Here is a 26,380-nt window from a genome sequence, read left to right as displayed (position 1 = left end):
CGGTGGGTCCCGCCGGGGCGGAACCAAATAGGTCAGGCAGCGACCGGCGTCGCGGGCGCAGCGTCGCGCACGCCCTGGTCGACATGCGCTGCGAAGGGTTCGAAGTTGTCGACGAAGAGCTGCACCAGCTTCTGTGCGGTGCGGTCGTATTCGTCCTTGTCGGCCCAGGTCGAACGCGGGTCGAGGATGCCGTCGTCCACGCCTTCCACGCTGACCGGCACTTCGAAGCCAAAGTTCGGGTCCTTGCGGAATTCCGCATCGTTCAGGCTGCCCTCGAGCGCGGCGTTCAGAAGCGCGCGAGTGGCCTTGATCGGCATGCGGTTGCCGACACCGTACTTGCCGCCGGTCCAGCCGGTGTTGACCAGCCAGCAGGCGACTTCGCCCTTGGCGATGCGTTCTTTCAGAAGGTTGCCGTAAACGCTCGGGTGGCGGGGCATGAAGGGTGCGCCGAAGCAGGTGCTGAAGGTCGCCTGCGGCTCGGTCACGCCGATTTCAGTGCCGGCGACCTTGGCGGTGTAGCCCGACAGGAAGTGGTACATCGCCTGATCGGGCGTGAGGCGTGCGATCGGAGGCAGCACGCCGAATGCATCGGCGGTCAGCATGATCACGTTCGAGGGCGGCGGCCCCATGTTCTCTTCCGAGGTGTTCGGGATCGAGGACAGCGGGTAGGCGCCGCGGGTGTTCTCGGCCTTGGAATTGTCGTCGAGGTCGATCTCGCCGGCCTCGTTCATCACGACGTTCTCAAGGATGGTCCCTTCCATCTTCGTGGTAGCGTAGATTTCCGGCTCGGCTTCGGGGTCGAGGCGGATCATCTTGGCGTAGCAGCCGCCTTCGAAATTGAAGACAGCCGTATCCGACCAGCCGTGCTCGTCATCGCCGATCAGCGTGCGGCTCGCATCGGCCGAGAGCGTGGTCTTGCCGGTGCCCGAGAGGCCGAAGAACACGGCGCTCTTGCCGTCGGGGCCGACATTGGCCGAGCAGTGCATCGGCATCACGCCCTTGGTCGGCAGCAGATAGTTGAGGATGCCGAAGACGCTCTTCTTCATTTCGCCGGCGTATTTGGTGCCGCCGATGAGGATAAGCTTTTCTTCGAGGTTCACCGCAATCACGGTTTCGCTGCGCGTGCCGTGACGCGCCGGATCGGCCTGGAAGCTCGGCAGGTCGATGATCGTGTATTCGGGAACGAAGCCGTCGAGTTCGGCCTCGGTCGGGCGCACGAGGAGCGTGCGGATAAACTGGTTGTGCCAGGCGAGCTCGTTGATGACGCGCACGTTGACGCGGTACTCGGGCTGCGAGCCACCGAAGAGGTCGGCGACATAGAGGTCCGACTTATCGGCCACGGCCTTGAGGAAATCCTCTTTCAGGGCGGCGAAATGCTCGCTCGTCATCGAGGCGTTGTTGTCCCACCACACGGTGTTCTCGGTTTCGGCGTTGCGCACGATGAACTTGTCGTTCGCGCTGCGGCCCGTGTGCTTGCCGGTTTCGACGACCAGCGGACCGTCCTTGGCACGGCGACCTTCGCCATTGGCGAGAGCGGCTGCAGTCAGTTCGTCCGACGTCAGGTTGGGATGAATAGTCGCAGAAGTATCAATGCCCTGCGAGGCAAGCGAATGGGAAAGCGAAAAGGTCACTGAATTCTCCGGCGCGTGATGCGGGTTCGTCAGGGAATCGGTTGCGCATACGAATGCGCGCCCCTCGAGACCGCCATTACTTTGCCCGCGTCGCGGCGTCAAACCGGATGCGGCCAATATGTACTGGTCCGGGACACAGCTTGCGTTGTTTTGCCCGAATATTGCGGCTAATTACATGACGATGGAGAGCACCAGCGCCGATACGCCCTCGCCGAGCGAGGAAAACCGCACCGTAATTGCGCTGGTCGATGACGACCGGAACATCCTTACGACGGTGTCGATTGCGCTCCAGGCCGAAGGCTTCGACACACGCGTCTATTCCGATGGGGAGGCGGCGCTCGGCGCGCTGCTGTCCAATCCGCCGGACCTTGCGATCTTCGACATCAAGATGCCCAAGATGGACGGGATGGAATTGCTGCGCCGCCTGCGCGAGCATTCACCGCTGCCGGTGATCTTCCTCACCAGCAAGGACGATGAAAGCGACGAGGAAGCCGGTTTCGAGATGGGCGCCGACGACTACATCGCCAAGCCCTTCAGCCTGCGCCTGCTGCTCGCCCGCATTCGCGCGATCCTGCGCCGCAGCGACGGGGAACACCCGCTGCTCTTGTCCGAGCAGTTCGACGACACCCCCGGCGAAGTGCTGGAGCGCGGGCGCCTCTACATGGACCCGGCGCGCCATCATGTGACCTGGGACGGGGAAGCGGTGTCCCTCACCGTGACCGAATTCCTGCTGCTGGAGGCGCTGGCCAGCCGCCCGGGCGTTATCAAGAGCCGCAACCAGCTGATGGACGCCGCCTATCCCGACGATGTCTTCGTCGATGACCGCACGGTCGACAGTCACATCAAGCGCATGCGCCGCAAATTCCGCAGCGTGGACCGCAGCTTCTCCGCGATCGAGACGCTCTACGGGGCTGGCTACAGCTTCAACGAGAGCTGAAGACGGGTAGCCGCACGCCATGTCCGAAACCGGCAGTGTCCTCAAAGGCGATCCGCGCGAGAAGCTGCGCTGGTCTCGCCGCCTCTCGCTCACCAGCCGCATCCTGTTCGTCAACGTGCTGCCGCTCGTCCTGCTGGGCGGCGGGGTCATCTATGTCGATGCCTATCGCAAGCAGTTGCTGGACGAGCGCTTCAAGCTGGCGCTGGTCGAGGCCCAGATCACCGCTGAAGCGCTAGCCGGCGCCACGCCGCAGCGTCAGGAAGCCCTGCTGATCCAGATCGGCAAGGAACAGCGCCTGCGCCTTCGCGTGTATGGGCCCGACGGCATACTGGAATCAGATAGCTTCAAGCTGGCTCCACCCAGCTTCACCCTGCCCAGCGCGGACCAGGTGGACCAGGACGCGTTTGCCCTGCAGCTCGACCGCTGGTTCGATCGCGTGGTCGGCGCGCCGGCCTTGCCCGACTACCTCGAGCCGGAAAGCGACGATGCCGAGGATTGGCCCGAACTGCGGCGCGCGCGCGAGGAAAGTCTCACCCAGATCGTGCTTCGCGATGCCCCCGACGGCACCCATGTGATCAACGCTGCGGCCCCGGTCGGGCTGGATGGCGACACACTCCTGCTCACACGCAATCCGGTCGATATCACCGAAAGAGTGCGCCAGGCGCGCTCCTCGGTTGCTCTGGTTGTCCTGCTCGCCCTTGCCATTTCGATCCTGCTCTCGCTGTTCCTCGCGCAAACCATTGTGCGCCCCTTGCGCGAATTGGTGCAGGCCGCCATTCGCGTGCGGCAGGGGCGCGACCGGCAGGTCGAGGTCCCCCGCCTGCCGCAACGGCGTGACGAGATCGGCATGCTCGCGCGCTCGATATCGGACATGACAGCGGCCCTGCGCCAGCGGATCGACGCGGTCGAGCACTTCGCCGCCGATGTGGCGCATGAGATCAAGAACCCGCTTGCCAGCCTGCGCAGCGCCACCGAATCGCTGAGCAAGGTCGAAGACCCGCAGCTGCGCGCCCAGCTGCTCGACATCGCAACCCACGACGTGCGCCGGATTGACCGCCTGGTGACCGAGATCTCCGACGCCAGCCGGATCGATGCGGAAATGTCGCGCACCGAGTTCGAGCCTGTCGACCTTGCGCACCTGCTGTGCACCATCATCGAAAGCCGCGCCGCGCGCGCCGAAGACGAAGGGCGGACGCTCGAAGTCTCCGGGGCGGAAAACCCGGTCCCTGTCATGGGCGTACCTGTACGGCTGGAACGCGTGATCCAGAACCTGCTCGACAACGCCGTATCCTTCTCGCCCCCCAACGGCCGGGTCTGGGCCGAGATCGCCCGCCACGACGGCTGGGTCACCTTGCGGATCTGCGACGAGGGACCGGGCATCCCCGAAGAAAAGCGCGAGGCGGTGTTCCAGCGTTTCCACTCCGACCGGCCGGCCGAAGAGGATTTCGGCAACCACTCCGGCCTCGGCCTCGCGATCGCACGGACCATTGCCGAAGCGCATGACGGCACGCTCATCGCCACCTCGCGGTCCGATGGAGAACCGGGCGCCTGCCTCGAACTCGGCCTGCCCGCCAAGCGATGAGCGCGCGCATCCTCGCCAACACCACGGCGGTCGCTATCGGCGGACGCGCCCTGCTGATCGAAGGGGTGCCGGGAGCCGGCAAGTCCTCGCTCGCCCTCGCTCTTATCGACCGCGGCGCCACGCTGATCGGCGACGATGCCGTCAGCCTTGAGGTCCGGGACGGCGCGCTGCTTGCTGCGTCGCCTCCCAACACGAAGGGCCTGATCGAAGTGCGCAATGTCGGCATTGTGGAGATGCCGGTGACTACGGGGACCGTCGCTCTCATGCTTACGCTTGACCCGGCGGCCCCGCGCTTCCCGATGGACCCGTCGTCCCGGACAATAGAGGGCGTATCCGTCCCCCTCCTGCCCTTCGCGCCGGGTGACGCCATCCAGGCCTTGCGAGCCGAGCACGCGCTGGCGCAACACGGCCTCCCCCTCCCCAAGCCGCCAGAAAACGCATAGGCATTCCGGCCGATGACCGACGAATCGCCTTCCGCGCCCCAGCGCATCCTCCTCGTCACCGGCCTGTCCGGTGCGGGAAAGTCGACCGCGCTCCAGGTTCTGGAAGACCTCGGCTGGGAAGCGATCGACAATTTTCCGATCCGCCTCCTTGGCGGGCTGGTCGGCAGCGGCAGCGGCTCTACCCCCATGGCAATCGGCTTCGATTCCCGTACCCGTGGCTTCGTGCCGGGCGAGATCATCGAGCTGTGCAAGCAGTTCGAAACACGCGACGATGTCGAGCTGACCACGCTGTTCATCGACTGCACCAGCGCCGAGCTGGAGCGCCGGTACAACGAAACCCGCCGGCCGCATCCCATGGCCCGCGGCCGGCCCGCGATCGACGGCATCAAGGCGGAACGCGAGCTCCTCGAACCGCTGCGCCGCTGGGCCGATATCGTCATCGATACAACCGATTATGCAACCAACCAGTTGCAGCAGGTGGTCCGCGAACGCTTCGCCGAACAGGCCGAGCGCAGCATGACGGTGACAATTTCGAGCTTCGGTTTCGCGCGCGGCATGCCGCCGCTGGCCGACCTGTTGTTCGACATGCGCTTCCTCGACAATCCGCATTGGGTGGAAGGCCTGCGCGAACTCACCGGGCTCGACGATCCGGTGGGCGAGCACATCGAGGCCGATCCGGCCTTTGCGCCGGCGTTCGATCGCATCACAGATCTGCTGCGCGAAGTCATGCCCCGCTACGCCGCGCAGGGACGCAGCTATCTCAACATCGCCTTTGGCTGTACCGGCGGGAGACACCGGTCGGTCTTCAGCGCCGAACGCGCCGCCGAGGTCTTGCGCGCCGAAGGATTTTCGCCCACGGTCCTCCACCGCAACCTGGGATCACGCCCCGCCGACCCTCTCGAGCGCCGCTGACCCCCTCGCGAAACCAAGGCTAGAGCACCCGATATCCTCCCCATGATCGCAACTGGTATCCGCGCATGATCGGCATGATCCTCGTCACACACGGCAAGCTGGCCGAACACTTCATCGACGCGATGGAGCATGTCGTTGGCAAGCAGGAAGGCGTTGCCACCATCTGTATCGGCCCGAACGACGATATGGAGCAGCGCCGGCAGGACATTGCCGATGCGATCAAGGAAGTGGACACCGGCAAGGGCGCGATCATCCTGACCGACCTGTTCGGCGGCACCCCGTCGAACCTTGCAATCTCGCTCCTCGATACGGGCCATGTGGAAGTGATCGCCGGCATCAATCTGCCGATGCTGATCCGCCTTGCCGGCGCGCGCAAGAGCATGGGCGTGGTCGAAGCGGTCAACGCCGCGCAGACCGCCGGGCGCAACTACATCACGGTCGCCAGCGAGTTCCTCGGACAGGAGCTCGAAAGCACCCGGAAAGCCTCTTGAGCGAGCTGCGCAAGAGCCTCGAAGTGGTCAACCAGCGCGGCCTGCACGCGCGGGCGAGTGCCAAGTTCGTCAGCGCCGTGGCAGAGCTGCCCGAAGGCTGTAGCGTACGCGTGGCCAAGGGCGACAACGAGGCGGCCGGCGGCTCGATCCTCGGCCTCATGATGCTGGGCGCCGCCAAGGGCGATACGATCGAGCTGATCGTTGCCGGCGACAATTCACACGATGTGATGGCCGAGCTTTCGGCCATGATCGAGGATGGCTTCGGGGAGCCCTGAGATGCCCGGTGAGCGCCGGGTCATTACCGGCTTTTCCAATCCCACGGTCAAGGCGCTGCGCGCCCTGCGCGAGAAGAAGCACCGCAAGGCGGCGGGTAAGTTCCTTGCCGAAGGACTGCGCTTGCTGACCGATGCGCGCGAAAGCGGCCATGTGCCCGAAACGCTCGTGCTTGCCGACCGGCGCGATCCGCACCCCCTACTGACGGCGCTGGAAGAGGCGGTCGAAGCAGGCGGCGGCGAGATCATTGAAACCTCGCCCGACATCCTGTCCAAGATCACCGGCAAGGACAATCCGCAGGCTGTTGCCGGGGTCTTTGCCGAATTCGACACCTCGCTCGCCGCGCTTGATCGCACCAGCGCCGATATCTGGCTGGTGGCGCAGGCGCTGCGCGATCCTGGCAATCTGGGGACCATGCTGCGGACCGGCGACGCCATCGGGGCTGGCGGATTGATCCTGATCGACGATTGCGCCGACCCTTTCAGCGTCGAGGCCGTACGCGCCAGCATGGGTGCCTTGTTCACCCAGAGAATCGCCCGCGCCACGTGGGACGAGTTCGAACCTTGGCTGCGCGCGGACGCCGGCCAGCTGGTCGCTGCCAGCCTGCGCGAGGCCCAGCCCTATCGCGGCGCTCCCTATGCCGCGCCCTGCTTCGTGATGGTCGGCAACGAAAGCCGCGGGCTGCCCGAAGCCTATGAAATGGCCTGCGACCTGCGCGTCACCATGCCGATGAAAGGCCGCGCCGACAGCTTGAACGCGGCCGTCGCGGCGGCGGTACTCGGCTACGAGGTGCTCGCCTCCTTCGACTGATACCGAAACCCGCACTTGGCATCGACCCATTCTAGTATATAAGAGCTTATATGAATAGCCCTGTTCAGGCCGGGATCGGCACGAAGCTTCGCCTCCTCCTTACCCGCATGGACGGAGATCTCGCCGCGCTTTACGCGCAGCAGGACACGGATTTCCGGCCGCGCTTCTTCCCGGTGTTCCAGCTTCTCCTGCGCGAAGAAGAGGCGCTCGTTTCGGATATTGCGCGCGCCCTTCAGGTCAGCCAGCCTGCTGCGACGCAAACGCTTGGCGAGATGAAGCGGCTTGGTTTCGTTAGCTTCGAAAAGGGCCGCGACGCGCGCGAGCGCTTGGTTCGCTTGACGCCCCATGCCCACGAAACGGCGGAAAAACTCGCGCCCCTGTGGGAGGCCGTGAGCGCGTCTGCGGGTGAACTCGATGGCGAACTTTCGCAGCCCCTGGGCAAGAGTCTCGACGAGGCCAACGCCGCGCTCGCTCGCGAGAGTTTCGCGGACCGGATTTCCCGGCATCTCGCGAAAGCCGGTCGAGCGGTGAAAGCGATCTCTGCCGCTTGCCTCACCGGGCTAGCGCTCATGGCGGCCAACCCGCTCGAGGCGCGAGCGATTGATGCCCGAGATCGGGCGCAGGTTGTCGAGAACGCGGCAGCGCTCCTGACCGATCGCTATGTGGATGCGGCCGAAGGCGCGCGCCTTGCGCAACGCATGCGCGAGGAAGCCGGACGCTGGAGCGCCGTGGACGATGCAGAAGCCTTTGCCCGCGCTGTAACCGAGTGGCTGCGGGCGAAGTCGGGAGACGGGCACCTCGGCCTCAGCTACAGCGAGGAGCCGATACCTGTCGGCACAGGCGAGGCCGAATTCTCCGCCGCCGAAATGGAGAAGTGGTACGGCGCGCATATCAACCACGGCATTGCCAAGATCGAGCGGCTCGAGGGCAATATCATGCTGCTCGACCTGCGTGTCTTCCCGCCTCCTGCCATGGCGGGTGACGTAATCGCCGCGGCCATGACCCTGGTTGCGCAGGGCGATGCCCTGATTATCGATTTGCGCCGCAATGGCGGCGGTGCGGAGACCGCCAACCTCATCACGGGCTACCTCCTCGACGAGGGAGAACTACCCCTGACCGGGACTTACAACCGCCCGCGCGACGAACACCGGGCAAGCGTATCGCCCGCATGGGTCCCCGGGCGCAGGTTCGGGGGGACGAAGCCGCTTTACATCCTCACATCGAAACGCACGTTTTCGGCCGCCGAAGCGCTGGCCTACAATTTGCAGGCGCTCGAACGGGCCATTCTGGTGGGCGAGGTCACGGGCGGCGGGGCGCATCCCTTCGAGTACCGGCGCGTCCACCCGCACTTCGCGCTCGACCTGCCCGAGGGGCGCTCGATCAATCCGATCACGGGAGGCAATTGGCAGGGCACGGGCGTGCAACCCGACGTGATGGTCCCGGCCGAAGACGCGCTCGAAACGGCCCTGTCGTTGGCGCGCAAGGCGATTACCGCTGAGGAAGAAGACTAGACCGCGCTAGTCGCCGGCGATGAAGGCTGTGATTTGCCAGCGACCGCTATCATCCTTGCCGGCGATCAATCGGTAGTCGAGCTGGTGGCGCAGGTTTGCGACGGGAGCCCAGCCCTCCGCGCCGTCCTTGGTGCGCACACGGATGAACTCCTCGTCACCCTGCCATGTGCCGAGCTGTTCGATCGCTTCCCAGTCCATCCGCCGGATTACGCGCGCATCGGCGCTGTCCTCGGCGAGCAGCGGCACGCCCTCGCCCACCACCAGCCAGGCGGCGAACGGATCGTCGATACCGAAATCCTCGCCCCATGCGCTCGGCATGTAGAGTTCACCTGCGCCGTCGCTGCCACAGCCTAGCGAGAGCACCTTGTCGAGTTCGCTCCACAGGTCGCGCTCGGTCAGGCGCTCGGCCAGTTCTTCCCACCCGCTGCCGCCACCGAAGTCGAGAAGGACCTGCTCGCTGATCAGCGGGCGGAGCATCGCGGCGTCGCGATTGGCCACGGCGGTGGCGAGTGTCATGCGAAAGGCATCGGCACCGGGGAGCGAGCCGCATTCGTTGCGCGGCGCCAGGTCCTGCGCCTGCACCGGCGGGGATGACGCGAGCGCGCCCGCCGCAGCCGCTGTCCAGATTCCGTATCGCATGCCTTCCCCCTATTCCGCCGCGTCGCGCCGATCCTCGATCTGAGAGGTTTCCGGCGGACGCGGATTTGCCTCGATCATTTCGACAGTCCCCATCTCACGCTTACCGATCTCAATACCTTTGTCCTGCATCTTGCGTGCTGAGACGAGCACACGACTCTCGAAACTGCGCGTGAAATCGTTGTAGCTGGAGACGGCCCGACCAAGGTGCGTGCCCATCTTACCGAGGTCCTCGGTCACCTTCGCGAGGCGATCGTAGAGTTCGCCACCAAGTCTGCCGATTTCCTTAGCCTCTTCGGCCATTTTGTCCTGCCGCCACACCTGCGCGACCGTACGCGCAATGGCGACAAGGTTGGTCGGCGTCGCCAGCAGCACCTTGTTGTGGAAGGCAAAGTCCCACAGGTCCGGGTCCGCCTCCAGCGCGGCGGCGACGAAATGCTCGCCCGGCACGAACATCACGACGTAGTCGGGCGCTTCGTCGAACTGGCTCTGGTAGCTTTTCGCGCCGAGCGTCTGGACGTGGGTGCGCATCGATTTCGCGTGGAGCGACAGCTGCTGGCGCTTCACCTCGTCGTCATCCGCCTCGAACGCCGCCTGGTAGGCGTTGAGCGACACCTTGGCATCGATCACCAGCTTCTTCTGACCCGGCACGTTGACGATGGCGTCGGGGCGCAGGCGGCCCTCGTCCGTCTCCAGCGAGTGTTCGAGGATGAAGTCGGTGTGTTCGGCAAGCCCTGCTTGTTCGAGCACGTTCTGCAGCGCCCGTTCGCCCCAGCGCCCGCGCGCCTTCGGCGCGTTGGTGAGCGAGTTGCCGAGCCGCTGGGCTTCCTTGCGCACTTCTTCCTGCGAAGTTCGCATCCCTTCGATCTGCTGGTGCAGGCGCGAGAACGCATCGGCGCGCTGGCGTTCGAGCGAGCCGACCTGTTCTTCGTATTTCTGCAGGCGATCGTTCACCGGCTTCAGCAGGGACGCAACGGCTTCCTTGTGCTTGGCCTCCGCTTCGCCGAGCCGGCTCGTCGCTTCGTTGCTGAACCGCTCGCGCGCGGCTTCGAGCACCTTGGCGCCGGTGTTCTCGAATTCCTTGAGCAGGTTGGCGCGGCTTTCCTCAAGCAGGCGCTTCTGTTCCTCGAACCCAGCGCGTTCGGCCTTGAGCGCGGCCAGTTCCTCGCGCGCCGTGTCGAGCTTTGTGGCAAGCCCATCGGCCCGCGCCGCGCGTTCGGACATTGTCGCAAGCTCGGGCGCCATGCGCGCCAGCTTCTCATTCGCTTCCTTGGTCGCTGCTTCCGCCTCTTCCTGGCGGGTCCTCAGAGCGCCAAGGGGGGCAGCCCCCATCCGGTGGCCGATAAAAACCCCCAGCGCGAGGCCGAGGACGAGCGTAACGATGGCAAGAACTGTGGAATCCATGCCGCCAGACTAGGCGGAACGCATGGGGAACGCCAGCCCGCGTTTGACCCTATCTACGGCTTTTGGCGCATGGTGTAGTCGACGATCAGCTTGAAGCCGGTCGTGAAGGCCAGGAAATAGACCGCGAAGCGGATCGCGAGCTGGTCGAAACCCGGCGCGCGGTCGATCCAGATATAGGTGCACATGCCCAGCGCGAAGAGCAGCCCGGCAATCGCCGCGCGCGACCACGCCACGGCGCTTACGCCGCCTCGCGCAGCTTTTTCAGCTTCTTCAGCGCCATGTTGCGCTTCAGGCGCGAGAGGTGGTCGATGAAGAGGATGCCTTCGAGGTGGTCCATCTCGTGCTGGATACAGGTGGCCATGAGGCCTTCCATGTCTTCCTCATGCACTTCACCTTCGAGATCCTGGTAGCGCACGCGGCAGGTCGCCGGACGGTCGACATCGGCGAAGATGTCGGGGACCGAAAGGCAGCCTTCCTGGTAGCTCGCCAGCTCTTCCGCCGGGTCGAGGATTTCGGGGTTGATGAAGACCCGCGGTTCCTTCTTGGTCGGATAGTGGACGTGTTCGTGGCCGCCGTGGTTGCAGACCTCGCCCTCGGCTTCCTCGTCCTCCGGCTGGAGGTCGATGACCAACACGCGCTTGGGGACGCCCACCTGGATGGCGGCAAGGCCGATGCCCGGTGCGGCGTACATGGTCTCGAACATGTCGGAGACGAGCTCTTTCAGCTCGTCGTTGAACTCGTCGGGTTCAACTTTCGTAGACACGGTCTTGAGCCGCGGGTCGGGTACTTCAAGGATTTCACGAATAGCCATGAGGGGGAAATATGCGGCCAGGCACGATTGTTCAAGCGGCGCTTGCATTGGTTTTGGTGTCCACAGTGAGCGGCCAGCCCGCTTTTGCGGAGGACGGCAAAGCGCAAGCAGCACCCAAGGCCTATGTCCTGTCCGAAATCGCCCCGCGCGACCGCGAGGTCTATATCGAATACCTGCGCAATGTGCTGCCGATCATCGAACGGCATGGCGGGCGCGTCGTGGTCAATCCATTCGAGCCAAAAGTGCTGATTGAAGGGCGGCCGCTCGAAGGCAATCTCGCCATGATCGAATTCCCTTCGGCCGAAGCGCGCGATGCGTTCTGGAATTCACCCGAATACCAACCGTGGAAGGCCCGGCGCGAGGCCAGCGCGACCTCTCGGATCATTCATATCAACTGACGGTGGGAGTCTTTGTTGCGTACGGCCGGGACATCCGTCCCGACCTCGCTGTTCCGTCCCTCTCCCCCTCCCGGCCACCCACGGAATTATCCTGAATGGGTGGCCGGGAGGGGGAGCGGGATGGCCCAGCCAAGGGAAGCGCGGATGCGCTTCACGCACGCATCAGGAAACCGGCCGCCGCGCCCTCAAAGCCTGTGCGAGCGTTCCCTCATCGAGGTAATCCAGCTCGCCTCCCACCGGCAGGCCGTGGGCAAGCTGGGTGATACGGACGGGAAACGCCTCCAGCCGTTCGGCGAGGTAATGGGCGGTGGTCTGCCCTTCGAGCGTCGCGTTCATCGCGAGCACGATCTCGTCCACCCCGCCTTCCTCGACGCGCGCCATCAGGCTTGCGATGTTGAGATCCTCGGGACGCACGCCGTCAAGCGCCGAGAGCTTGCCGCCGAGCACGTGGTAGCGGCCCGTGAACAGCTTCGCTCGGTCGAGCGCCCAGAGGTCGGCCACATCCTCCACCACGCAGAGCGATTTCGTATCGCGGCGCGGGTCCGAGCAAATGCCGCAAGGGTTGGTGGTGTCGACATTGCCGCAGGTCTCGCATTCGACCAGCGCCTCGCCCACCGTCGCCAAGGCCTCAAGCAAGGCGGGAAGCGCGCTTTCGCGGCGCTTCACCAGCCATAGCACGGCCCGCCGCGCGCTGCGCGGTCCGAGGCCGGGAAGGCGGGCCAGCGCAGCCGCCAGCGTCTCGATCTCTTGCGATGCCATGCGCTCACAGATAGGGGCGCGGGCGGAACAGAGAAAGACCACAAGGGCCCTTCATGCGCATAATCTTCATGGGATCGCCGGATTTCGCCGTGCCGACGCTGCAGGCGCTGGTCGATGCGGCGCATGAGGTGGTGTGCGTCTACACCCAGCCGCCCCGCCCCGGCGGGCGCCGCGGCAAGGAACTGACGAAGACAGCGGTTCACCAGCGCGCCAGCGACCTCGGCATCGAAGTGCGCCACCCGAAGTCGCTCAAATCGGCCGAGGAGCAAGAGGCCTTTGCTGCACTCGAGGCCGATGTGGCGGTGGTGGCGGCTTACGGCCTGATCCTGCCGCAGCCGATCCTCGACGCGCCCAGGCACGGCTGTCTCAATGTCCACGCCTCGATCCTGCCGCACTGGCGCGGGGCCGCGCCGATCCACCGCTCGATCATGGCCGGCGACACGGTGACAGGTATCACGATCATGCAAATGGAGGCCGGCCTCGACACCGGCCCCATGCTCGCCACCGCGCGCACCCCGATCGAGGACAAGACGACCGGCGAGCTGACCGAAGAACTGGCGGAGATCGGCGCGCAGCTGATGGTGGGCACTCTGATCGACCTCGAAATGCTGCACCCGCTCGCGCAGGACGACAGCGAGGCGACCTACGCGTCCAAGATCGACAAGGCCGAAGCGCGGATCGACTGGGACCGTCCGGCTTCTGGGGTGGTGCGCCACATCCACGGCCTCTCGCCCTTCCCCGGTGCCTGGTTCGAGCTGGACGGCGTGCGCGTGAAAATCCTGCGCGCCGAAGCGGCGGACGGTTCGGGGATGCCCGGCGAAGTGCTCGACGACAGGCTGACCATTGCCTGCGAGGAAAGCGCGATCCGCCCAGTCGAACTCCAGCGCGCGGGCAAGCCGAAGATGGACCTCGACACCTTCCTGCGCGGCAACGTGGTTGCGAAGGGGACCGTGCTAGCATGAAGATCCGAAGTGCTCGCCTCTCGACAATCCTAACCGTAGCAGTGCTGTCCGCGGGCGCCATATTGCTCGGAAATGCACTCGGAATGCTACATCAGGGCGAAGAGATGTATTGGTTCGGGAAACTAGTAATCTGGTCCGCTTCTGCGGCGATCCTTGCGTCAGGGGTTGCCGCTATTTCCGTCTTCTTTTCCAAGCGCATCACTGGGTGGGCCACTCTGATGGCGTTATGGCTCGCTGTGCCCATCTTCATCGTGACGATGGCGCCTGCAGTCTGGTGCGCGTTCCTTCCGTGCAGCGATAGTACGTCAAACCCTGCTCCGTTGAACCTGCTAGGATTACTCCTACTCGTGCCGCAGATTGTGACGCTCTTGCTCCTAAAGCACCGGCAATCGTGACCCGCTTCGCGCTCACCCTCGAATTCGACGGCACCCCCTTCTTCGGCCTCCAGCGTCAGAAGGACGGGCCGAGCGTACAGCAGGCGGTGGAAGAGGCAGCCTTCCGCGTGCTGGGCGAGGAAGTGCGCCTGCACAGCTCGGGGCGGACCGACACCGGCGTCCACGCGCTCGCCATGCGCAGCCATTTCGATATCGATAAGGATATCAAGCCCTTCCGCCTGATGGAGGCGTTGAACGCCCACCTCCGCCCCGACCCGATTGCGGTGACGCATTGCGAGGTGGTGCCGGATGACTGGCATGCGCGCTTTTCCTGCACGGGCCGCGCCTATGTCTATCGCATCGCCAACCGCCGCGCGCCGCTGACGCTGGACAAGAACCGGCTGTGGCTGGTCCCGCAGGAGCTCGACCACGAAGCCATGCACGCCGCCGCACAGGCGCTGGTCGGCCTGCATGATTTCACCACCTTCCGCTCGGTCCATTGCCAGTCGGACAGTCCGGTGAAGACCCTCGACCGTCTCGATGTCGAACGCGAGGGCGACGAGGTACGTATCCACGCAGAGGCCCGCAGCTTCCTGCACCACCAGGTCCGCAGCATGGTCGGCTGCCTCGCGCTCGTCGGCATGGGCCGCTGGCGGGTGGAGCAGGTGGCCGAGGCGCTGGAGGCGAAGGACCGGCAGGCGCTCGGCCTCAACGCCCCGCCCCACGGGCTCTATTTCGTGCGCGCCGAATACCCCACCGACTAGCGCCGTGCCGCGGTCAGCTTAAAGCTTTACAATACTGCATATTCAAAAAAAGCGTCGCCACCCTCTTGTGAATGGCGTGCCGCATCCTTAGCACCTCGCTTGCAGATATCACTTCTGGAGAGAGATCATGGCGACCACCGGCAAGCAGCTTTTCACCACCCTCGAAAGCGACGGCACCCTCACCGTTGAAATTGCGAACAGCGAGTTTCCCGATCCCACGGGCAACCAGGTCCTGGTCAAGATGGAAGCCGCACCGATCAATCCCTCGGACCTTGCGATCCTGACCGGCGCTGCCGACTTCGAGAACGCGGAATATTCGCCGGGCAAGGTCGTCGCCAAGATGCCTGAACCGTTCAATTCGGGCCAAAAAGCCCGCCACGGCCAGCGCCTGCCCGCCGGCAACGAAGGCGCCGGCACCGTCGTCGCCACCGGTGACAGCGACATGGCCAAGGCGCTGATGGGCCAGCGCGTCGCCTGCGTGCCCGGCAACGCCTACTCCGAATACGCCATCGCCGATGCTGCCATGTGCCTGCCGCTGGGCGATCACAGCGCCGAAGCCGGCGCGTCGAGCTTCGTGAACCCGATGACCGCACTGGGTTTTGCCGAGAACGCCAAGATGGACGGCCAGAAGGCCATCCTGCACACGGTCGGCGCATCGAACCTGGGCCAGATGCTGGTGAAGATCTGTCAGGAAGACGATCTCGCGCTCGTGAACATCGTGCGCAAGGACGATCAGGTCGAACTCCTGAAGGGCCTCGGTGCCCAGCATGTAGTCAACTCCTCGGATGCCGATTTCTTCGCCAACCTGAAGGCGACGATCGACGAAACCGACGCCTTCTACGGCTTCGATCCGATTGGTGGCGGCCAGATGGTTGATACCTGCTTCAAGGCCATGGAACAGGTCGCGGTTGCCAAGATGACCGAATATTCGCGCTACGGTTCGAACCAGGCGAAGCGCATGTTCATCTACGGCCGCCTCGACTTCACCCCGACCACGCTGACCCCGTCCTACGGCTTTGGCTGGACGCTTTCGGGCTGGCTGCTGACGCCGTTCCTGCAGACGGCCGGCATGGAAACGGTGATGCGGATGCGCAAGCGCGTGCTCGACAACCTCACCACCACCTTCGCCAGCCACTACAAGACCAAGGTCGACCTTGAAGGCATGCTGACCAAGGAAGCGATCCTCGACTATCGCCAGATGAAGACGGGCGAGAAGTACCTCGTCCTGCCCAACGGCTAAGCCCTAACGGCCGTCGAAGGCGCGCTGGATGGCGGCGGGATCATTCTCGCCGCCGGCCAGCAGCAATTGCAGCAGGATGCGCGCCTTCTGCGGGTTGAGCGCACGCGCCGCGACGAAGCGGTTTTCCTCGTCCTCCGGCTCGCGGTTGACCAGCCCTTCGTCGGCGCGGCTTGCGCGCACCACCGGGATGCCGCGCTGCGCCAGGACGACCAGTGCCTGCCGCGCGCTTTCGGGCATGTTCCCCTCGCCCACCCCGGCAATCACGACCCCGCGGGTCGCCTCGCCGATCTGGCGTTCGACCCCGGCTGCGTCGAGACCGGCAAAGGCGTAGACGATCACCACCTCGGGCAGCGCCTCGGGCAAGCCGAACGCCGCCTCGGGTGCGCTGCGCCAGGGCGCGCCGAACCACTCGAGCGATGCAGGAGTTACGAGGCCGACCGATTCGCGCGGAAAACCGCGGAAAGCTTCCGTCCCGCGTGTCCGCACCTTGTAGACATCGCGCGCGGCGAACACCCGGTCGCCCATCACCACCAGCACGCCGCGCCCGGCGGCGTCCGGATCGCTGGCGACACGCACCGCGTTCGCAAAGTTTCGCAGCCCGTCATAGCCGACCGCATCGGCCGGTCGCATGGCGCCGACAACGACAACGGGCTTGGTCGCCGGAAGCGTCTGATCGAGCAGGAAGGCGGTCTCTTCCAGCGTATCGGTCCCGTGGGTGACAATCACGCCGTGGCAGCCCTGATCGCCGAGCGTGGCCATCGCCGCATCGTGCAGCGGCTGCCAGACGGAGGGGCCGATATCGGCCGAATCGATATTGGCGATCTGCGTTCCCGAAAGCTCAGCCTCGAGGCCAAGCCCCCCGACTCGTTCCAGATAGTCCTCGATCCCGATCTCGCCCGAGCGGTAATCATGCGCGATGGCCGATCCGGCGATGCCGGCAATCGTGCCTCCGGTGGCGAGAACGGTGAGCCTGGTGGTCATGCGCCGCCGCCTAGACCCCCGCACGCGATCTCGGCAATTGATTTTGAAGATTTGGACGCTATGTGCAGCACTCCCGCAACGGAAGCGGGCGCTTAGCTCAGTTGGTAGAGCATCTCGTTTACACCGAGAGGGTCGGCGGTTCGAGCCCGTCAGCGCCCACCATTATTTCGCTGCCGAAGCCGCCGGATCGCTGTCGTAGACGAGGCGGAACCCCACATTGCTGGCCCCCATCCCTGCATCCTGCCCCTGCCTCGCAGCGGCGCGGTAGCGCATGCAATAGTTGGGCGCGCACAGATAGGATCCGCCCTTGATCACCGCCGCTGCGGGAAGCGCATTGCCGCCCGCCGATACCGAACTCACGCTCGGCAGCCGTTCACCGCCCGGGGCGTAGGGGTCCGCGGTCATTTCCCACGCGTTGCCGACCATGTCGTAGAGGCCGAAAGCGTTGGCCTCGAAGCAGCCAACTGGCGCAAGCCCGGCAAAGCCGTCTTCTTCAAGGTTCGCCATGGGAAACACGCCCTGCCAGCTGTTCGCCTTGGTCGGCCCGGGCTGTTCGAGCCCGCTCGGGCTGCCGGCGCGGGCTGCGTATTCCCATTCCGCCTCGGTCGGCAGACGCCCGCCCTTCCATTCGGCATAGGCGAGCATATCCGCAAGGGCGAGGTGGACGATAGGCTGCGCGGGTTCCGCTTCGCCGCCGCCCGGCCCGAACGGCGCCTTCCACGAGGCACCGGGCACGTAACTCCACCAGTCGGCCTCGCCCCTCGGGGGGCCATCGGGCGGAGTGAAAACCGCCGATCCTGGCTTGAGCATATCGGCAGGAATGGTCTCGACCGGCGCGCCGAAGATCGCCGGATCGACCGGGCGTTCGGCTACGGTGACATAGCCGGTCGCCTCGACGAATTGGGCAAAGCTGCGGTTGGTGACCTCGACCGGATCGATCCAGAAGGCACCGACGGTTGCGCTGCGTTCCGGCCCTTCCTCGGCATAGGCGTTGTCGGAGCCCATGGTGAAGGTCCCGCCCGGCAGACGCACGGGAGCCGGCGGCTCGGCAAGGCACGAGGGCGCGCCCGCTGCTGCGACCGCAACATCCGGGCTATCGGGATCGCCCTGCCCGGAACAGGCCGCGAGAGCCGCTAGGATCAGGACGAGAGACGACTTCTTGAGAACCATGGCGGGAAAGACGACCACTTTTATTCCGAATCCGGCAAATCCCGGAAGCATTGCAAGTGCTTTATACTTCGCCCGCCTTTGCGACCACAGACAAATGCAAGACAACAAGGCCGGATAGCAATTTCCCCGCGCGCACCCTCTTCCGCGGCAGAAGGAACTTGCTATGGCGGGGCCGTCTCGGGGAACGCAGGGGACGGGGTATCCGCCAGGCCTACGACATTGCGATTATCGGCTGCGGGCCGGCTGGCCTTGCCGCAGCCCTCTTGCTGCACAAGGACGGGCACGCGGTCACGCTGTTCGAGCGCTTCGAGACGCCCAAGCCGCTGGGCTCGGGCCTCATGCTGCAGCCGTCCGGAATGGCGGTGCTCGATGCCATGGGGCTCGCTGGTCCTATCGCCAAGCGCGGCGCGCGGATCGACGCGCTGCGCGGACTTACCGAAACCGGACGCACCGCGCTCGATGCGCCCTATTCCAAACTGGGGTCCGGCGAGGCCTTTGGCATCGGTATCCACCGGGCGAGCCTGTTCAGCGTGCTCTACGAAGAGGTGCTTGGCGCCGGACTTGACGCGCGCACCGGACACACGGTCGAGGACACACGCCTGGATGGCACCAAACGCCGCCTGGTGTTCGCAGACGGGCAGTGTTCGGACGGCTTCGACCTCGTCGTCGATGCAAGCGGCTGGGCCTCGCGCATCGAATTCGGCGAACGCCAGGGTCTGCTGCCCTTTGGCGCGCTGTGGGCGACCCTTACCGTCACGGCAGACGACCCGCATGCTCCGAACTTGCTCGAGCAGCGCTACCGCCGCGCCTCGCAGATGGTCGGGGTGCTGCCGATCGGATCGCGAGGGCCCTCAGAGCCTCAGGAAGTCGCCTTCTTCTGGTCGCTACGCCGCGATGCTTTCGAGCGCTGGCAATCCACGCCGCTCGGTCAGTGGAAGGACGAAGTGCGCGCGCTGTGGCCCGAGGTCGACTTCCTGCTCGATCGGATCACCGCCCATGAGGACCTGACCTTTGCCCGCTACGCCCACCGCAGCGCCCACCGGCCCTATCGCGAGCGCCTGGTGCGGATCGGCGATGCCTGGCACTCGGCAAGCCCGCAGCTGGGTCAGGGGGCAAACATGGCCCTGCTCGACGCCTGGGGGCTTGCCGCGGGCCTACGCGAAGGGCGTGTTCTGCGCGAAGGCCTGCGCCTTTCGGCCAGCTGGCGGCGCGACCATGTCGATCTCTACCAGGCAGTGACCGCCGCCTTCACGCCGCTGTTTCAGTCCGATGCGACCATCTGGCCTGCGCTGCGCGACCGGATCGTCGCGCCCCTGTCCCGCTTCGCGCCCATCGCCCACCTCCAGGCGCAGCTGATGAGCGGGCTCTTCGGCTTTCCGCTGCCCATGCTGGGGCTGGAGATGCCAGACTATTCCGCGATTGCCGCGTCGATGGCCGCGCGCGCCTCTGCCGAAGACCAGTCGTAGTCGCCCTGCACGCGCCAGATTTCGCGCCCATCACTGCCGAAGAGGACCGTGGTCGGCATCATCCCCCCACCAATCCCGAAGCCGAGTTCGTTCGCCGGGTCCATCCACGGCTCGAGCCACGCGAAGGAATTGGCCGCGAAGAACGGCTCGACTTTCTCCGCACCCTGAAGGTCCTGGCTGACAGTGATGACCCGCAGGCGGCCCTGATAATCGCCCTGGAGCTCGTCCAGGAGCGGCATTTCCTTCACGCAGGGCGCGCACCAAGTGGCCCACAGATTGAGGAGGACAGGACCGCCCAGATCGCCCGGAAGGTCCAGGGTCTCGCCCGCAGGGTCCTCCACCGTGACCGCCGGGATGGGCGATCCGGCGGCACCCCTGTCGATCTCGCCGATTGAGGCGGGCGAAGCGCTGCTTTCTTGCGCCGCTTCGGGCGCGCCCCTATCGCAGGCCGCGACAGCCAGACCAAGGACAAGTGCAGACGTGAACGAGAAGCGGGACACGAAGAGCTCCAACAGCATGTGGGGCGGCAGGTTCGCCGAGGGACCTAGCGCGATCATGCGCGAAATCAACGCCTCGATCCCCTTCGACAAGGCGCTGTGGCGCGAGGATATCGCCGGCAGCCGCGCACATGTCGCCATGCTGGCCAAGCAAGGCATCGTGAGCGAAGCCGATGCGGCGACGATCGACAGCGGTCTCCAGCAGATTGTCGAGGAATACGAGCGCGACGGCGTGCCCGAAGACTGGGGCCTGGAAGACATCCACATGACGGTCGAGGCGCGGCTGACCGAGATCGTGGGTCCTGTCGCCGGTCGCCTGCACACCGCTCGCAGCCGCAACGACCAGGTGGCGACCGACTTTCGCCTATGGGTGCGCGCCGCCAACCAGCGCGCCATTGCCGGGATCGAGGCGGTGCTTGCCGCGCTCGTCACCCGCGCGGAAGAACACGCCGAAAGCATCATGCCCGGCTTTACCCACCTCCAAACAGCGCAGCCGGTCACGCTCGGCCATCACCTGCTCGCCTATTTCGAGATGCTGATGCGCGACCGCAGCCGCTTCGCCGATGCGCTGGAGCGGATGGACGAATGCCCGCTCGGTTCGGCTGCGCTCGCCGGCACGGGCTTCGATCTCGATCGCGAGATGACGGCCAGGGCGCTGGGCTTTGCCCGCCCGACCCGCAACAGCCTCGATGCCGTATCCGACCGTGACTTCGCGCTCGATTACCTGATGGCGGCAAGCCAGTGTTCGCTCCACCTCAGCCGCCTGGCCGAGGAATTCATCATCTGGGCGAGCCAGCCCTTCGGCTTCGTAAAGCTGCCCGACACGCTTTCGACCGGCAGCTCGATCATGCCGCAAAAGCGCAATCCCGATGCCGCCGAACTGGTGCGCGGACATGCGGGCCGCGTGATCGGCTGCGCAACCAGCCTGATGGTCACGATGAAGGGCCTGCCGCTCGCCTATTCGAAGGACATGCAGGACGACAAGCCGCCGGTGTTCGAAGCCGCCGGCCTGCTCGACCTCAGCCTTGCGGCCATGGCGGGCATGGTCTCGGACAGCGGGTTCGAGACGGCCAGGATGCGCAAGGCCGCCGAGGCTGGGCACGCGACCGCGACCGACCTAGCCGACTGGCTGGTGCGGCAGGCCGACATCCCTTTCCGCGAGGCGCATCATATCACCGGCGCAGCGGTGAAGCTGGCCGACCAGAAAGGCACCGCGCTCGACGGGCTTTCGATCGAGGACCTCAAGGCTATCGACGAGCGGATCGACGAACGCGTGTTCGATGCGCTGTCGGTCGACGCTTCGGTCGCCGCACGCGCCTCCTATGGCGGTACGGCGCCGGTTCGAGTAAGGGAGCAGGCAGATGCCGCGCGCAAGCGCCTCGGCATGGAGGATTGATGCGGTACTGGGTCGCCCTTGGAGCAGCCATCGCGCTGAGCGCATGCGGACAGCGGGCCATGCTGCAGCCGGTCGAAGGCGCGTCGCTGCCGCCCGCGCCCTATGGCGCCGAAGTGCAGCCCGATGCGGACGACCTGCTCGCACTCGATCCCACGGCGGCGCCCGATCGCACTGTGGAACTGCGTACCCGCTCCGAAGAGCGCGAAGACGACCCCTTCGATCTGCCGCCCGAGTAATTTCAGCGCGAGAAGCAAGCCTTGCTCGACATGGCGCGCGGCTTTGGGCAGAGGCGCGCGCATGGACCATTTCCAGCTTCGTGACGGCGTCCTCCACGCCGAAGATGTCTCCCTGCCGCGAATTGCCGAAGAAGTCGGCACGCCAGTCTATGTCTATTCGCGCGCCACGCTTGCGCGCCATGCACGGGTGTTCCGCGATGCGCTTTCTGCGCTCGACAACCCGCACATCGCCTTTGCGGTCAAAGCGAACCCCAATCTCGCCGTGCTCAAGGTGCTGGCGAACGAAGGCTATGGCGCCGACGTGGTGTCGGGCGGCGAGCTGACGCGCGCCCTCGCCGCAGGGATGAAACCCGAGGACGTCGTCTTCTCCGGTGTCGGCAAGACCCATGCCGAGCTGCTGCAGGGCCTTGAGGCCGGGATCGGCCAGTTCAACATCGAGAGCGAAGAAGAGGGCTACGAGCTCGCCGCGATCGCTGCCCGTCACGGCAAGCGCGCCGCCTGCGCCCTGCGGGTGAACCCCGATGTGGATGCGCGCACACACGAGAAAATCTCGACCGGCAAGCGCGAGAACAAGTTCGGCGTCCCGCTCGACCGCGCGGCCGAAATCTACGCCCGACTGGCCGAGGAAGAGGGCCTCGATATGCGCGGCGTGGCGGTCCATATCGGCAGCCAGCTTTCGACGCTCGAACCGCTGGAAACGGCATTTGAAAAGGTCGGCGCTCTGATCGCGGAGCTGCGCGCCGCGGGTTGCACGGTGACCCATGCCGACCTCGGCGGCGGGCTCGGCGTCCCCTACAAGGCCGGCGAAGAGCTTCCCGCCCCGGCGGAATACGGCGCAATGGTCGCGCGCGTCACCAAGGACTGGGGCGTACGGCTGATGTTCGAACCGGGCCGTGTCATTGCAGGCAACGCCGGCGTGCTGGTCACCCGGGTGATCCGGTCCAAGCGCAGCGGCAACGGCCCGCCCTTCGTGGTCGTGGACGCCGCGATGAACGACCTTGCACGCCCCGCCATGTACGGCGCCTGGCACGATTTCGAGGCGGTTAAGCCGACCGGCGAGCGGATGACCGCCCATATCGTCGGGCCGATCTGCGAGACTGGCGACACCTTCGCCATGGACCGCGAATGCGACGCCCTGACCGCAGGTGACCTCGCCGTCTTCCGCACCGCAGGCGCCTATGGCGCGACCATGGCCAGCAGCTACAACTCGCGCGGTTTCGTTGCGGAAACGCTGGTCGATGGCGACCGCTACGCCGTCGTGGCCGACCGTATTGCGGCGAGCGCGATCATGGACGCCGAGCGCGTTCCCGACTGGCTGGAGTAAGCCCTTTGCCGATGCATAGCCTCCCGCTGTTCCACCGCATCGGCGGCGCGCGGGTGGTCGTGGTCGGCGAAGGCGACATGGCAGCAGCCAAGGCGCGGCTGGTGGAACGCGCAGGCGGCATCCCCTGCCCGGAAACCGAGGCCCACCACGCGAAGCTCGCCTTTGTGGCGCTAGAGGACGAGAAAGCCGCCGAAGCGGCCTGGCTCCGGCTCAAACGCGGCGGCCTGCTGGTGAATGTGGCCGACCGGCCGGACCTCTGCGATTTCACCCTGCCCAGCGTTCTCGACCGCGATCCAGTGCTGGTCGCAGTCAGCACCGGCGGCGCATCGGCGGGGCTTGCCAAGCATTTGCGGCTGCGGCTGGAACGGCTCCTGCCCCAGTCGCTGGGCGCACTTGCAGCCGCGCTCGGCACCGCGCGGGAGGCGATCCGCACGCGCTATCCCGATGGCGATACGCGCCGCCGCGCGATCGACGCCGCACTGCAGGAAGGCGGAACGCTCGATGTTCTGGCGCCTGGTAGCAGCGCGAAGGTGGAAGGCTGGCTGGAGGGCGATGCGGAGGGCGATGCGACCGGCGTGATCGAGTTCACGCTCACCAGCGACGATCCGGAAGACCTTACCCTGCGCCAGGCCCGTGCGCTGGGCGTGGCCGACACGGTGATCCATGATCCCGCGATCCCCGAACCCATTCTTATCCGCGCCCGCGCCGATGCGGTTCGCATGGGGCTGCCCGCCGATCCGCCCGGAGACGGGCTGACTGTCATTTTGCACCGCGCGGGTGTTTGAGCGGGCTATTGCCCCGCTCTGATCATTAGGCGACGGCCAGCTCGCTCACGCCGATGTCCGCGAAATAGCGGGCCATGCAGTCCGCCGTGCTGTCCGCCAGCGCGATGTAAGCGCGGCGGCGGTCGTGCGGGTCGGCCACACGCACAAGCAGGTCGGCATCGACCATCTGCCCGATCCAGCGCAGCGCGGTGGTTGCCGGGACGCCTGCCGCAATGCACAGCGAGGTGACGCTGACCTGCAGCCGTTCGGCCCGCGCGGCGGAAAGGTCGAGCAGGATATCCCAGGCCGGATCGGCGAACAGCTCCCCATCGAAATAGCGGCTGCGCATCTGGCGCGCCTTGATCAGCGTGCGAATGACCGCCGCGTCCGGAAGACGAGGACGTTCCGCCTCCTCCTTCTGAACGGTGTAGTCCTCGCCCTGCCCATGCCAATGGGGCGCGGGCGATTCGAAGCGGAAGGCCCCACCACCCGCGCGCTGGCCGGGCGAAAGCTTCTCCAGTCGCTCGGCAATCTGGCCAACCTGTTCGGTGAGCCGCAGCAGCATCAGCCGATCCTCCTCTCCCATTTCGCGCAGGCGCAGATTTGGCACGCGCGCCAGCACACGGCCAATCGCGATCACCCGCTCCGCCCGGCCCGGATCGACCAGGATCTGCGCCGAGGACATGGAGAAGCAGCCGAACACGCTGTCGAGCGCGCCCATGGTGGTGGAGACGACCAGCTGCGCGCCCGCTTTCCCCCCGCGCATGTCGAGCCGCGAGAGCAGCGCCATGGCGTCGGCCGTGGCCTGCGAACAATCGACCAGCACAAGATCGCCAAGCGCCGCGAGCGGGCCTTGCGCGTATTCTTCGAGGCTGCAGCATTCGAGCACGCGAAAGCCCGCAGCTTCCGCATCGTCGCGCATTTCGGCGCGCACGTGGTCGCGGTCCGCCAGGACCGTCACCGCCAACTGGCACCCGGCCGCATCGCACACCGGCTCGTAGAGGAAATCCTCCTGCATCGACTCGCACTCCTTGCTCGAAAGATGGGAACACAGTGAGAACAAATGCAGATCGTGTCAAGAAATCGGGCAAAATTGACAGGGTCGATTGAACCTTTGCGTCCTGTACTGCGACTATCGGGTCATGACGGGCAAACGCGCCTTACCGCCGGACTCGGGACGGCTTTACGACGAGCTTCTCGTCACGCTGGTGCAAACCGGCGACCGCCGTGCAGCGCAGCGGCTCGCGGTGCGCTGGCAGCCGCGCCTGGCGCGCACCGCTCGCCGCCTTCTGGGCGATGACGAAGCGGCGCTCAGCGCAGTGCAGGAGGCGTGGCTCTCGATCCTGCGCGGGGTGCGGTCTTTGCGTGACCCCTCTCGTTTCGCGCCCTGGGCCTTCGGCATCCTGCGGCGGCGCTGCGCGGACCATATCCGTTCGGCGCAGGCCGTCCGGGCGCGGACGGGAGAGAGCGAAAGCGAACCCGCCCTGCCCGCCACCAGCGACGAGAAGGTGGCCATTGCGCAGGCCTTCTCAGCCCTGCCGCCCGACCAGCGGCTCGCCGCGCAACTCTTCTTCGTCGAGGGGCTGACCCTCGCCGAGATCGCCGAGGCGCAGGATGTCCCCCTCGGGACAGCCAAGACCCGCCTCTTTCACGCCCGCCGCAAGTTGAAAGCGGCCCTAACCGGAGACGACAGATGACCGATATCGACGACCGGATCCGCGGCGCGCTCGACGCCGACGACCAGGAATTCCTCAAGACGCTGGAAGAAGATCGCGGCATGTTCCGCCAGATCGGCGACGCCATGGGCGGCGCGCTGGGTGGCTGGGCCAAGCTGATGATGGTCATGGCCTTCGTGATCGGCTTTGCGGTGCTCTACACCTTCTACCGCATGCTGACCGCCGATGCGCTGGATGATCGGATCGTGTGGGGCGTGCTCAGCCTCGCCACGCTGATCATGCAGGGCTTCCTCAAGGAATGGATGTTCGCGCGCATGAACATGCTCAACGTCCTGCGCGAAGTGAAGCGCCTGCAGGTGCAGGTCGCCATGCTGGCCGAAAAGCGCGGCTAGGGACGGATTTCGATGGGCGTGCCATCGGGCACCAGGCTCCACAGCTCGGCAATCTCGGCGTTGGACAGGGCAATGCAGCCGTCGGTCCAGTCGCCGGGAACGCGCGCATCGAAGGGCAGGCCGTTGGGCTGGCCGTGGATGAAGATCAGCCCGCCCGGCGAGCGCCCGCGGGCCCGCGCATAGGCCCTGTCCGCCGCATTGGGGTAATTGATGAACAGGCTGAGGTAATAGCTCGACTGCTCGTTGCCGTAGGTAATGGTGTAGCGCCCTTCCGGCGTGCGTTCGTCACCCTGGAAGCGCTTGTGGCCCACCGGCTGGTCGCCATACTGGAGGCCCGAATAGGACCGGATGACCTTGCCGTCCTGGTACACCCACAGCTTGCGATCGGACTTGTCGATGAGGACGAAATCGGCCCGCTCGCCCGCCCGCGCCTGCTGGGCGTGCACGGCTTCAGCCGGGGCAAGGCCGGCAGCAAGCACAAGGGCAAGGGCAAGGGGTAGGGCGAAAGCGCGCATGGTGAGCATCACCATAGCGCGCGAT

At 65.7% G+C, this 26,380-nt stretch carries 30 protein-coding genes and 1 tRNA gene; 20 read left to right on the top strand and 11 right to left on the bottom strand.

All coding sequences use genetic code 11. The annotated features are described in order from the left end of the window. Positions 1-32: 32 nt before the first annotated feature. Positions 33-1,631, bottom strand: coding sequence for a phosphoenolpyruvate carboxykinase (locus KUV82_RS05225; RefSeq protein WP_219955827.1), 1,599 nt, complete (start codon positions 1,629-1,631; stop codon positions 33-35). A 175-nt stretch (positions 1,632-1,806) separates the two neighbouring features. On the opposite strand from KUV82_RS05225, the gene KUV82_RS05220 reads away from it, so the two are divergent. The 8 genes from KUV82_RS05220 (at position 1,807) to KUV82_RS05185 (ending at position 8,590) form a co-directional block, all read left to right on the top strand. Continuing rightward, entirely contained in the window at positions 1,807-2,568 is a 762-nt protein-coding gene (locus KUV82_RS05220) for a response regulator transcription factor (RefSeq protein ID WP_219955826.1), read from the top strand. 19 nt (positions 2,569-2,587) lie between these two features. After that, a complete protein-coding gene (locus KUV82_RS05215; RefSeq protein WP_219955825.1) occupies positions 2,588-4,150 on the top strand; it encodes an ATP-binding protein in 1,563 nt (520 codons plus the stop codon). Beyond that, positions 4,147-4,593 (top strand): HPr kinase/phosphorylase, encoded by a 447-nt coding sequence (locus tag KUV82_RS05210; RefSeq protein WP_219955824.1) that lies wholly within the window; start codon positions 4,147-4,149, stop codon positions 4,591-4,593. Before KUV82_RS05215 ends, KUV82_RS05210 begins: the two co-directional genes overlap by 4 nt. A 12-nt stretch (positions 4,594-4,605) precedes the next feature. After that, a complete protein-coding gene (rapZ, locus tag KUV82_RS05205) occupies positions 4,606-5,505 on the top strand; it encodes an RNase adapter RapZ (protein WP_219955823.1) in 900 nt (299 codons plus the stop codon). 65 nt (positions 5,506-5,570) lie between these two features. Further along, positions 5,571-5,996 carry a PTS sugar transporter subunit IIA gene (locus KUV82_RS05200; RefSeq protein ID WP_219955822.1) on the top strand — a complete coding sequence of 142 codons (426 nt, stop codon included), beginning with the start codon at positions 5,571-5,573 and terminating at the stop codon, positions 5,994-5,996. Then, entirely contained in the window at positions 5,993-6,271 is a 279-nt protein-coding gene (locus KUV82_RS05195) for an HPr family phosphocarrier protein (RefSeq protein ID WP_219955821.1), read from the top strand. The genes KUV82_RS05200 and KUV82_RS05195 overlap by 4 nt, the downstream gene beginning before the upstream one ends. Before the next feature lies 1 nt (position 6,272). Then, the gene (locus KUV82_RS05190) at positions 6,273-7,079 is read left to right on the top strand and encodes a TrmH family RNA methyltransferase (RefSeq protein WP_219955820.1); all 807 of its coding nucleotides are present in this window, start codon (positions 6,273-6,275) and stop codon (positions 7,077-7,079) included. A 50-nt stretch (positions 7,080-7,129) separates the two neighbouring features. Further along, positions 7,130-8,590: a S41 family peptidase gene (locus tag KUV82_RS05185; protein WP_219955819.1), complete on the top strand. Its 1,461-nt coding sequence runs from the start codon at positions 7,130-7,132 to the stop codon at positions 8,588-8,590. A 6-nt stretch (positions 8,591-8,596) separates the two neighbouring features. On the opposite strand, the gene KUV82_RS05180 is transcribed toward KUV82_RS05185, so the two are convergent. Genes KUV82_RS05180 through def form a run of 4 tightly spaced genes read right to left on the bottom strand, consistent with a single transcriptional unit; the run spans position 8,597 to position 11,441 of the window. Then, positions 8,597-9,229: a hypothetical protein gene (locus tag KUV82_RS05180; RefSeq protein ID WP_219955818.1), complete on the bottom strand. Its 633-nt coding sequence runs from the start codon at positions 9,227-9,229 to the stop codon at positions 8,597-8,599. Positions 9,230-9,238: 9 nt separating this feature from the next. Further along, a complete protein-coding gene (gene rmuC / locus KUV82_RS05175; protein ID WP_219955817.1) occupies positions 9,239-10,630 on the bottom strand; it encodes a DNA recombination protein RmuC in 1,392 nt (463 codons plus the stop codon). A 53-nt stretch (positions 10,631-10,683) separates the two neighbouring features. Next, positions 10,684-10,863 carry a hypothetical protein gene (locus KUV82_RS05170; RefSeq protein WP_219955816.1) on the bottom strand — a complete coding sequence of 60 codons (180 nt, stop codon included), beginning with the start codon at positions 10,861-10,863 and terminating at the stop codon, positions 10,684-10,686. Positions 10,864-10,868: 5 nt separating this feature from the next. Beyond that, a complete protein-coding gene (def, locus tag KUV82_RS05165; protein ID WP_219955815.1) occupies positions 10,869-11,441 on the bottom strand; it encodes a peptide deformylase in 573 nt (190 codons plus the stop codon). Between the two features lie 11 nt (positions 11,442-11,452). On the opposite strand from def, the gene KUV82_RS05160 reads away from it, so the two are divergent. Continuing rightward, positions 11,453-11,839 carry a DUF1330 domain-containing protein gene (locus KUV82_RS05160; RefSeq protein ID WP_219955814.1) on the top strand — a complete coding sequence of 129 codons (387 nt, stop codon included), beginning with the start codon at positions 11,453-11,455 and terminating at the stop codon, positions 11,837-11,839. Between the two features lie 162 nt (positions 11,840-12,001). On the opposite strand, the gene recR is transcribed toward KUV82_RS05160, so the two are convergent. After that, the gene (gene recR / locus KUV82_RS05155) at positions 12,002-12,598 is read right to left on the bottom strand and encodes a recombination mediator RecR (protein ID WP_219955813.1); all 597 of its coding nucleotides are present in this window, start codon (positions 12,596-12,598) and stop codon (positions 12,002-12,004) included. A gap of 53 nt (positions 12,599-12,651) precedes the next feature. Between recR and fmt the strand changes: the two genes are divergently transcribed. The 3 genes from fmt (at position 12,652) to KUV82_RS05140 (ending at position 15,938) form a co-directional block, all read left to right on the top strand. Beyond that, the gene (gene fmt, locus KUV82_RS05150; RefSeq protein ID WP_219955812.1) at positions 12,652-13,560 is read left to right on the top strand and encodes a methionyl-tRNA formyltransferase; all 909 of its coding nucleotides are present in this window, start codon (positions 12,652-12,654) and stop codon (positions 13,558-13,560) included. A 391-nt stretch (positions 13,561-13,951) separates the two neighbouring features. After that, complete coding sequence (gene truA, locus KUV82_RS05145; RefSeq protein ID WP_219955811.1) at positions 13,952-14,698, top strand: tRNA pseudouridine(38-40) synthase TruA; 747 nt, start codon at positions 13,952-13,954, stop codon at positions 14,696-14,698. 127 nt (positions 14,699-14,825) lie between these two features. After that, positions 14,826-15,938 (top strand): zinc-binding dehydrogenase, encoded by a 1,113-nt coding sequence (locus KUV82_RS05140; protein ID WP_219955810.1) that lies wholly within the window; start codon positions 14,826-14,828, stop codon positions 15,936-15,938. 3 nt (positions 15,939-15,941) lie between these two features. On the opposite strand, the gene KUV82_RS05135 is transcribed toward KUV82_RS05140, so the two are convergent. Further along, entirely contained in the window at positions 15,942-16,919 is a 978-nt protein-coding gene (locus KUV82_RS05135; RefSeq protein WP_219955809.1) for an asparaginase, read from the bottom strand. Positions 16,920-17,005: 86 nt separating this feature from the next. On the opposite strand from KUV82_RS05135, the gene KUV82_RS05130 reads away from it, so the two are divergent. After that, a tRNA-Val gene (locus KUV82_RS05130) sits at positions 17,006-17,081 on the top strand. Here the strand turns inward: KUV82_RS05130 and KUV82_RS05125 are convergent. Continuing rightward, positions 17,082-18,107, bottom strand: a complete 1,026-nt coding sequence (locus KUV82_RS05125; RefSeq protein WP_258319857.1) for a formylglycine-generating enzyme family protein — start codon at positions 18,105-18,107, stop codon at positions 17,082-17,084. It lies immediately after the preceding tRNA gene. A gap of 140 nt (positions 18,108-18,247) precedes the next feature. On the opposite strand from KUV82_RS05125, the gene KUV82_RS05120 reads away from it, so the two are divergent. Further along, complete coding sequence (locus tag KUV82_RS05120; protein ID WP_258319856.1) at positions 18,248-19,555, top strand: FAD-dependent oxidoreductase; 1,308 nt, start codon at positions 18,248-18,250, stop codon at positions 19,553-19,555. On the opposite strand, the gene KUV82_RS05115 is transcribed toward KUV82_RS05120, so the two are convergent. Next, positions 19,498-20,112, bottom strand: coding sequence for a TlpA family protein disulfide reductase (locus KUV82_RS05115; RefSeq protein WP_258319855.1), 615 nt, complete (start codon positions 20,110-20,112; stop codon positions 19,498-19,500). The two genes, KUV82_RS05120 and KUV82_RS05115, sit on opposite strands and share 58 nt — an antisense overlap. On the opposite strand from KUV82_RS05115, the gene argH reads away from it, so the two are divergent. From argH to KUV82_RS05095, 4 genes are all read left to right on the top strand, one after another. Beyond that, positions 20,111-21,448 carry an argininosuccinate lyase gene (gene argH / locus KUV82_RS05110; RefSeq protein ID WP_258319854.1) on the top strand — a complete coding sequence of 446 codons (1,338 nt, stop codon included), beginning with the start codon at positions 20,111-20,113 and terminating at the stop codon, positions 21,446-21,448. The two genes, KUV82_RS05115 and argH, sit on opposite strands and share 2 nt — an antisense overlap. Next, positions 21,448-21,684 (top strand): hypothetical protein, encoded by a 237-nt coding sequence (locus tag KUV82_RS05105; protein ID WP_219955806.1) that lies wholly within the window; start codon positions 21,448-21,450, stop codon positions 21,682-21,684. Before argH ends, KUV82_RS05105 begins: the two co-directional genes overlap by 1 nt. Positions 21,685-21,745: 61 nt before the next feature. Then, complete coding sequence (lysA, locus tag KUV82_RS05100) at positions 21,746-23,008, top strand: diaminopimelate decarboxylase (protein ID WP_219955805.1); 1,263 nt, start codon at positions 21,746-21,748, stop codon at positions 23,006-23,008. Positions 23,009-23,019: 11 nt separating this feature from the next. Next, positions 23,020-23,793 carry a precorrin-2 dehydrogenase/sirohydrochlorin ferrochelatase family protein gene (locus KUV82_RS05095; RefSeq protein ID WP_219955804.1) on the top strand — a complete coding sequence of 258 codons (774 nt, stop codon included), beginning with the start codon at positions 23,020-23,022 and terminating at the stop codon, positions 23,791-23,793. Between the two features lie 25 nt (positions 23,794-23,818). On the opposite strand, the gene KUV82_RS05090 is transcribed toward KUV82_RS05095, so the two are convergent. Continuing rightward, positions 23,819-24,790, bottom strand: coding sequence for a MarR family transcriptional regulator (locus tag KUV82_RS05090; protein ID WP_219955803.1), 972 nt, complete (start codon positions 24,788-24,790; stop codon positions 23,819-23,821). Between the two features lie 124 nt (positions 24,791-24,914). On the opposite strand from KUV82_RS05090, the gene KUV82_RS05085 reads away from it, so the two are divergent. Next, complete coding sequence (locus tag KUV82_RS05085) at positions 24,915-25,469, top strand: RNA polymerase sigma factor (RefSeq protein ID WP_219955802.1); 555 nt, start codon at positions 24,915-24,917, stop codon at positions 25,467-25,469. Continuing rightward, the gene (locus KUV82_RS05080) at positions 25,466-25,840 is read left to right on the top strand and encodes a DUF6768 family protein (protein ID WP_219955801.1); all 375 of its coding nucleotides are present in this window, start codon (positions 25,466-25,468) and stop codon (positions 25,838-25,840) included. The genes KUV82_RS05085 and KUV82_RS05080 overlap by 4 nt, the downstream gene beginning before the upstream one ends. Here the strand turns inward: KUV82_RS05080 and KUV82_RS05075 are convergent. Further along, complete coding sequence (locus KUV82_RS05075) at positions 25,837-26,370, bottom strand: L,D-transpeptidase family protein (protein WP_375541238.1); 534 nt, start codon at positions 26,368-26,370, stop codon at positions 25,837-25,839. The genes KUV82_RS05080 and KUV82_RS05075 overlap by 4 nt on opposite strands. Between the last annotated feature and the right edge of the window lie 10 nt (positions 26,371-26,380).

It is taken from the genome of Qipengyuania flava (assembly GCF_019448255.1).
Taxonomy (GTDB): Bacteria; Pseudomonadota; Alphaproteobacteria; order Sphingomonadales; family Sphingomonadaceae; genus Qipengyuania; species Qipengyuania flava_A.
Note: the sequence above shows the minus strand (reverse complement) of the source record. Positions and strands in the feature narration are given on the sequence as shown.

Excerpts from the sequence above, each read along its gene's own strand:
- KUV82_RS05220 (WP_219955826.1), top strand. The coding sequence starts at position 1,807 with ATGACGATGGAGAGCACCAGCGCCGATACGCCCTCGCCGAGCGAGGAA.
- KUV82_RS05215 (WP_219955825.1), top strand. The coding sequence starts at position 2,588 with ATGTCCGAAACCGGCAGTGTCCTCAAAGGCGATCCGCGCGAGAAGCTG.
- KUV82_RS05210 (WP_219955824.1), top strand. The coding sequence starts at position 4,147 with ATGAGCGCGCGCATCCTCGCCAACACCACGGCGGTCGCTATCGGCGGA.
- rapZ (WP_219955823.1), top strand. The coding sequence starts at position 4,606 with ATGACCGACGAATCGCCTTCCGCGCCCCAGCGCATCCTCCTCGTCACC.
- KUV82_RS05200 (WP_219955822.1), top strand. The coding sequence starts at position 5,571 with ATGATCGGCATGATCCTCGTCACACACGGCAAGCTGGCCGAACACTTC.
- KUV82_RS05190 (WP_219955820.1), top strand. The coding sequence starts at position 6,273 with ATGCCCGGTGAGCGCCGGGTCATTACCGGCTTTTCCAATCCCACGGTC.
- KUV82_RS05185 (WP_219955819.1), top strand. The coding sequence starts at position 7,130 with ATGAATAGCCCTGTTCAGGCCGGGATCGGCACGAAGCTTCGCCTCCTC.
- KUV82_RS05180 (WP_219955818.1), bottom strand. The coding sequence starts at position 9,229 with ATGCGATACGGAATCTGGACAGCGGCTGCGGCGGGCGCGCTCGCGTCA.
- rmuC (WP_219955817.1), bottom strand. The coding sequence starts at position 10,630 with ATGGATTCCACAGTTCTTGCCATCGTTACGCTCGTCCTCGGCCTCGCG.
- def (WP_219955815.1), bottom strand. The coding sequence starts at position 11,441 with ATGGCTATTCGTGAAATCCTTGAAGTACCCGACCCGCGGCTCAAGACC.
- KUV82_RS05160 (WP_219955814.1), top strand. The coding sequence starts at position 11,453 with ATGCGGCCAGGCACGATTGTTCAAGCGGCGCTTGCATTGGTTTTGGTG.
- recR (WP_219955813.1), bottom strand. The coding sequence starts at position 12,598 with ATGGCATCGCAAGAGATCGAGACGCTGGCGGCTGCGCTGGCCCGCCTT.
- fmt (WP_219955812.1), top strand. The coding sequence starts at position 12,652 with ATGCGCATAATCTTCATGGGATCGCCGGATTTCGCCGTGCCGACGCTG.
- KUV82_RS05140 (WP_219955810.1), top strand. The coding sequence starts at position 14,826 with ATGGCGACCACCGGCAAGCAGCTTTTCACCACCCTCGAAAGCGACGGC.
- KUV82_RS05135 (WP_219955809.1), bottom strand. The coding sequence starts at position 16,919 with ATGACCACCAGGCTCACCGTTCTCGCCACCGGAGGCACGATTGCCGGC.
- argH (WP_258319854.1), top strand. The coding sequence starts at position 20,111 with ATGCGCGAAATCAACGCCTCGATCCCCTTCGACAAGGCGCTGTGGCGC.
- KUV82_RS05115 (WP_258319855.1), bottom strand. The coding sequence starts at position 20,112 with ATGATCGCGCTAGGTCCCTCGGCGAACCTGCCGCCCCACATGCTGTTG.
- KUV82_RS05105 (WP_219955806.1), top strand. The coding sequence starts at position 21,448 with ATGCGGTACTGGGTCGCCCTTGGAGCAGCCATCGCGCTGAGCGCATGC.
- lysA (WP_219955805.1), top strand. The coding sequence starts at position 21,746 with ATGGACCATTTCCAGCTTCGTGACGGCGTCCTCCACGCCGAAGATGTC.
- KUV82_RS05095 (WP_219955804.1), top strand. The coding sequence starts at position 23,020 with ATGCATAGCCTCCCGCTGTTCCACCGCATCGGCGGCGCGCGGGTGGTC.
- KUV82_RS05090 (WP_219955803.1), bottom strand. The coding sequence starts at position 24,790 with ATGCAGGAGGATTTCCTCTACGAGCCGGTGTGCGATGCGGCCGGGTGC.
- KUV82_RS05085 (WP_219955802.1), top strand. The coding sequence starts at position 24,915 with ATGACGGGCAAACGCGCCTTACCGCCGGACTCGGGACGGCTTTACGAC.
- KUV82_RS05080 (WP_219955801.1), top strand. The coding sequence starts at position 25,466 with ATGACCGATATCGACGACCGGATCCGCGGCGCGCTCGACGCCGACGAC.
- KUV82_RS05075 (WP_375541238.1), bottom strand. The coding sequence starts at position 26,370 with ATGGTGATGCTCACCATGCGCGCTTTCGCCCTACCCCTTGCCCTTGCC.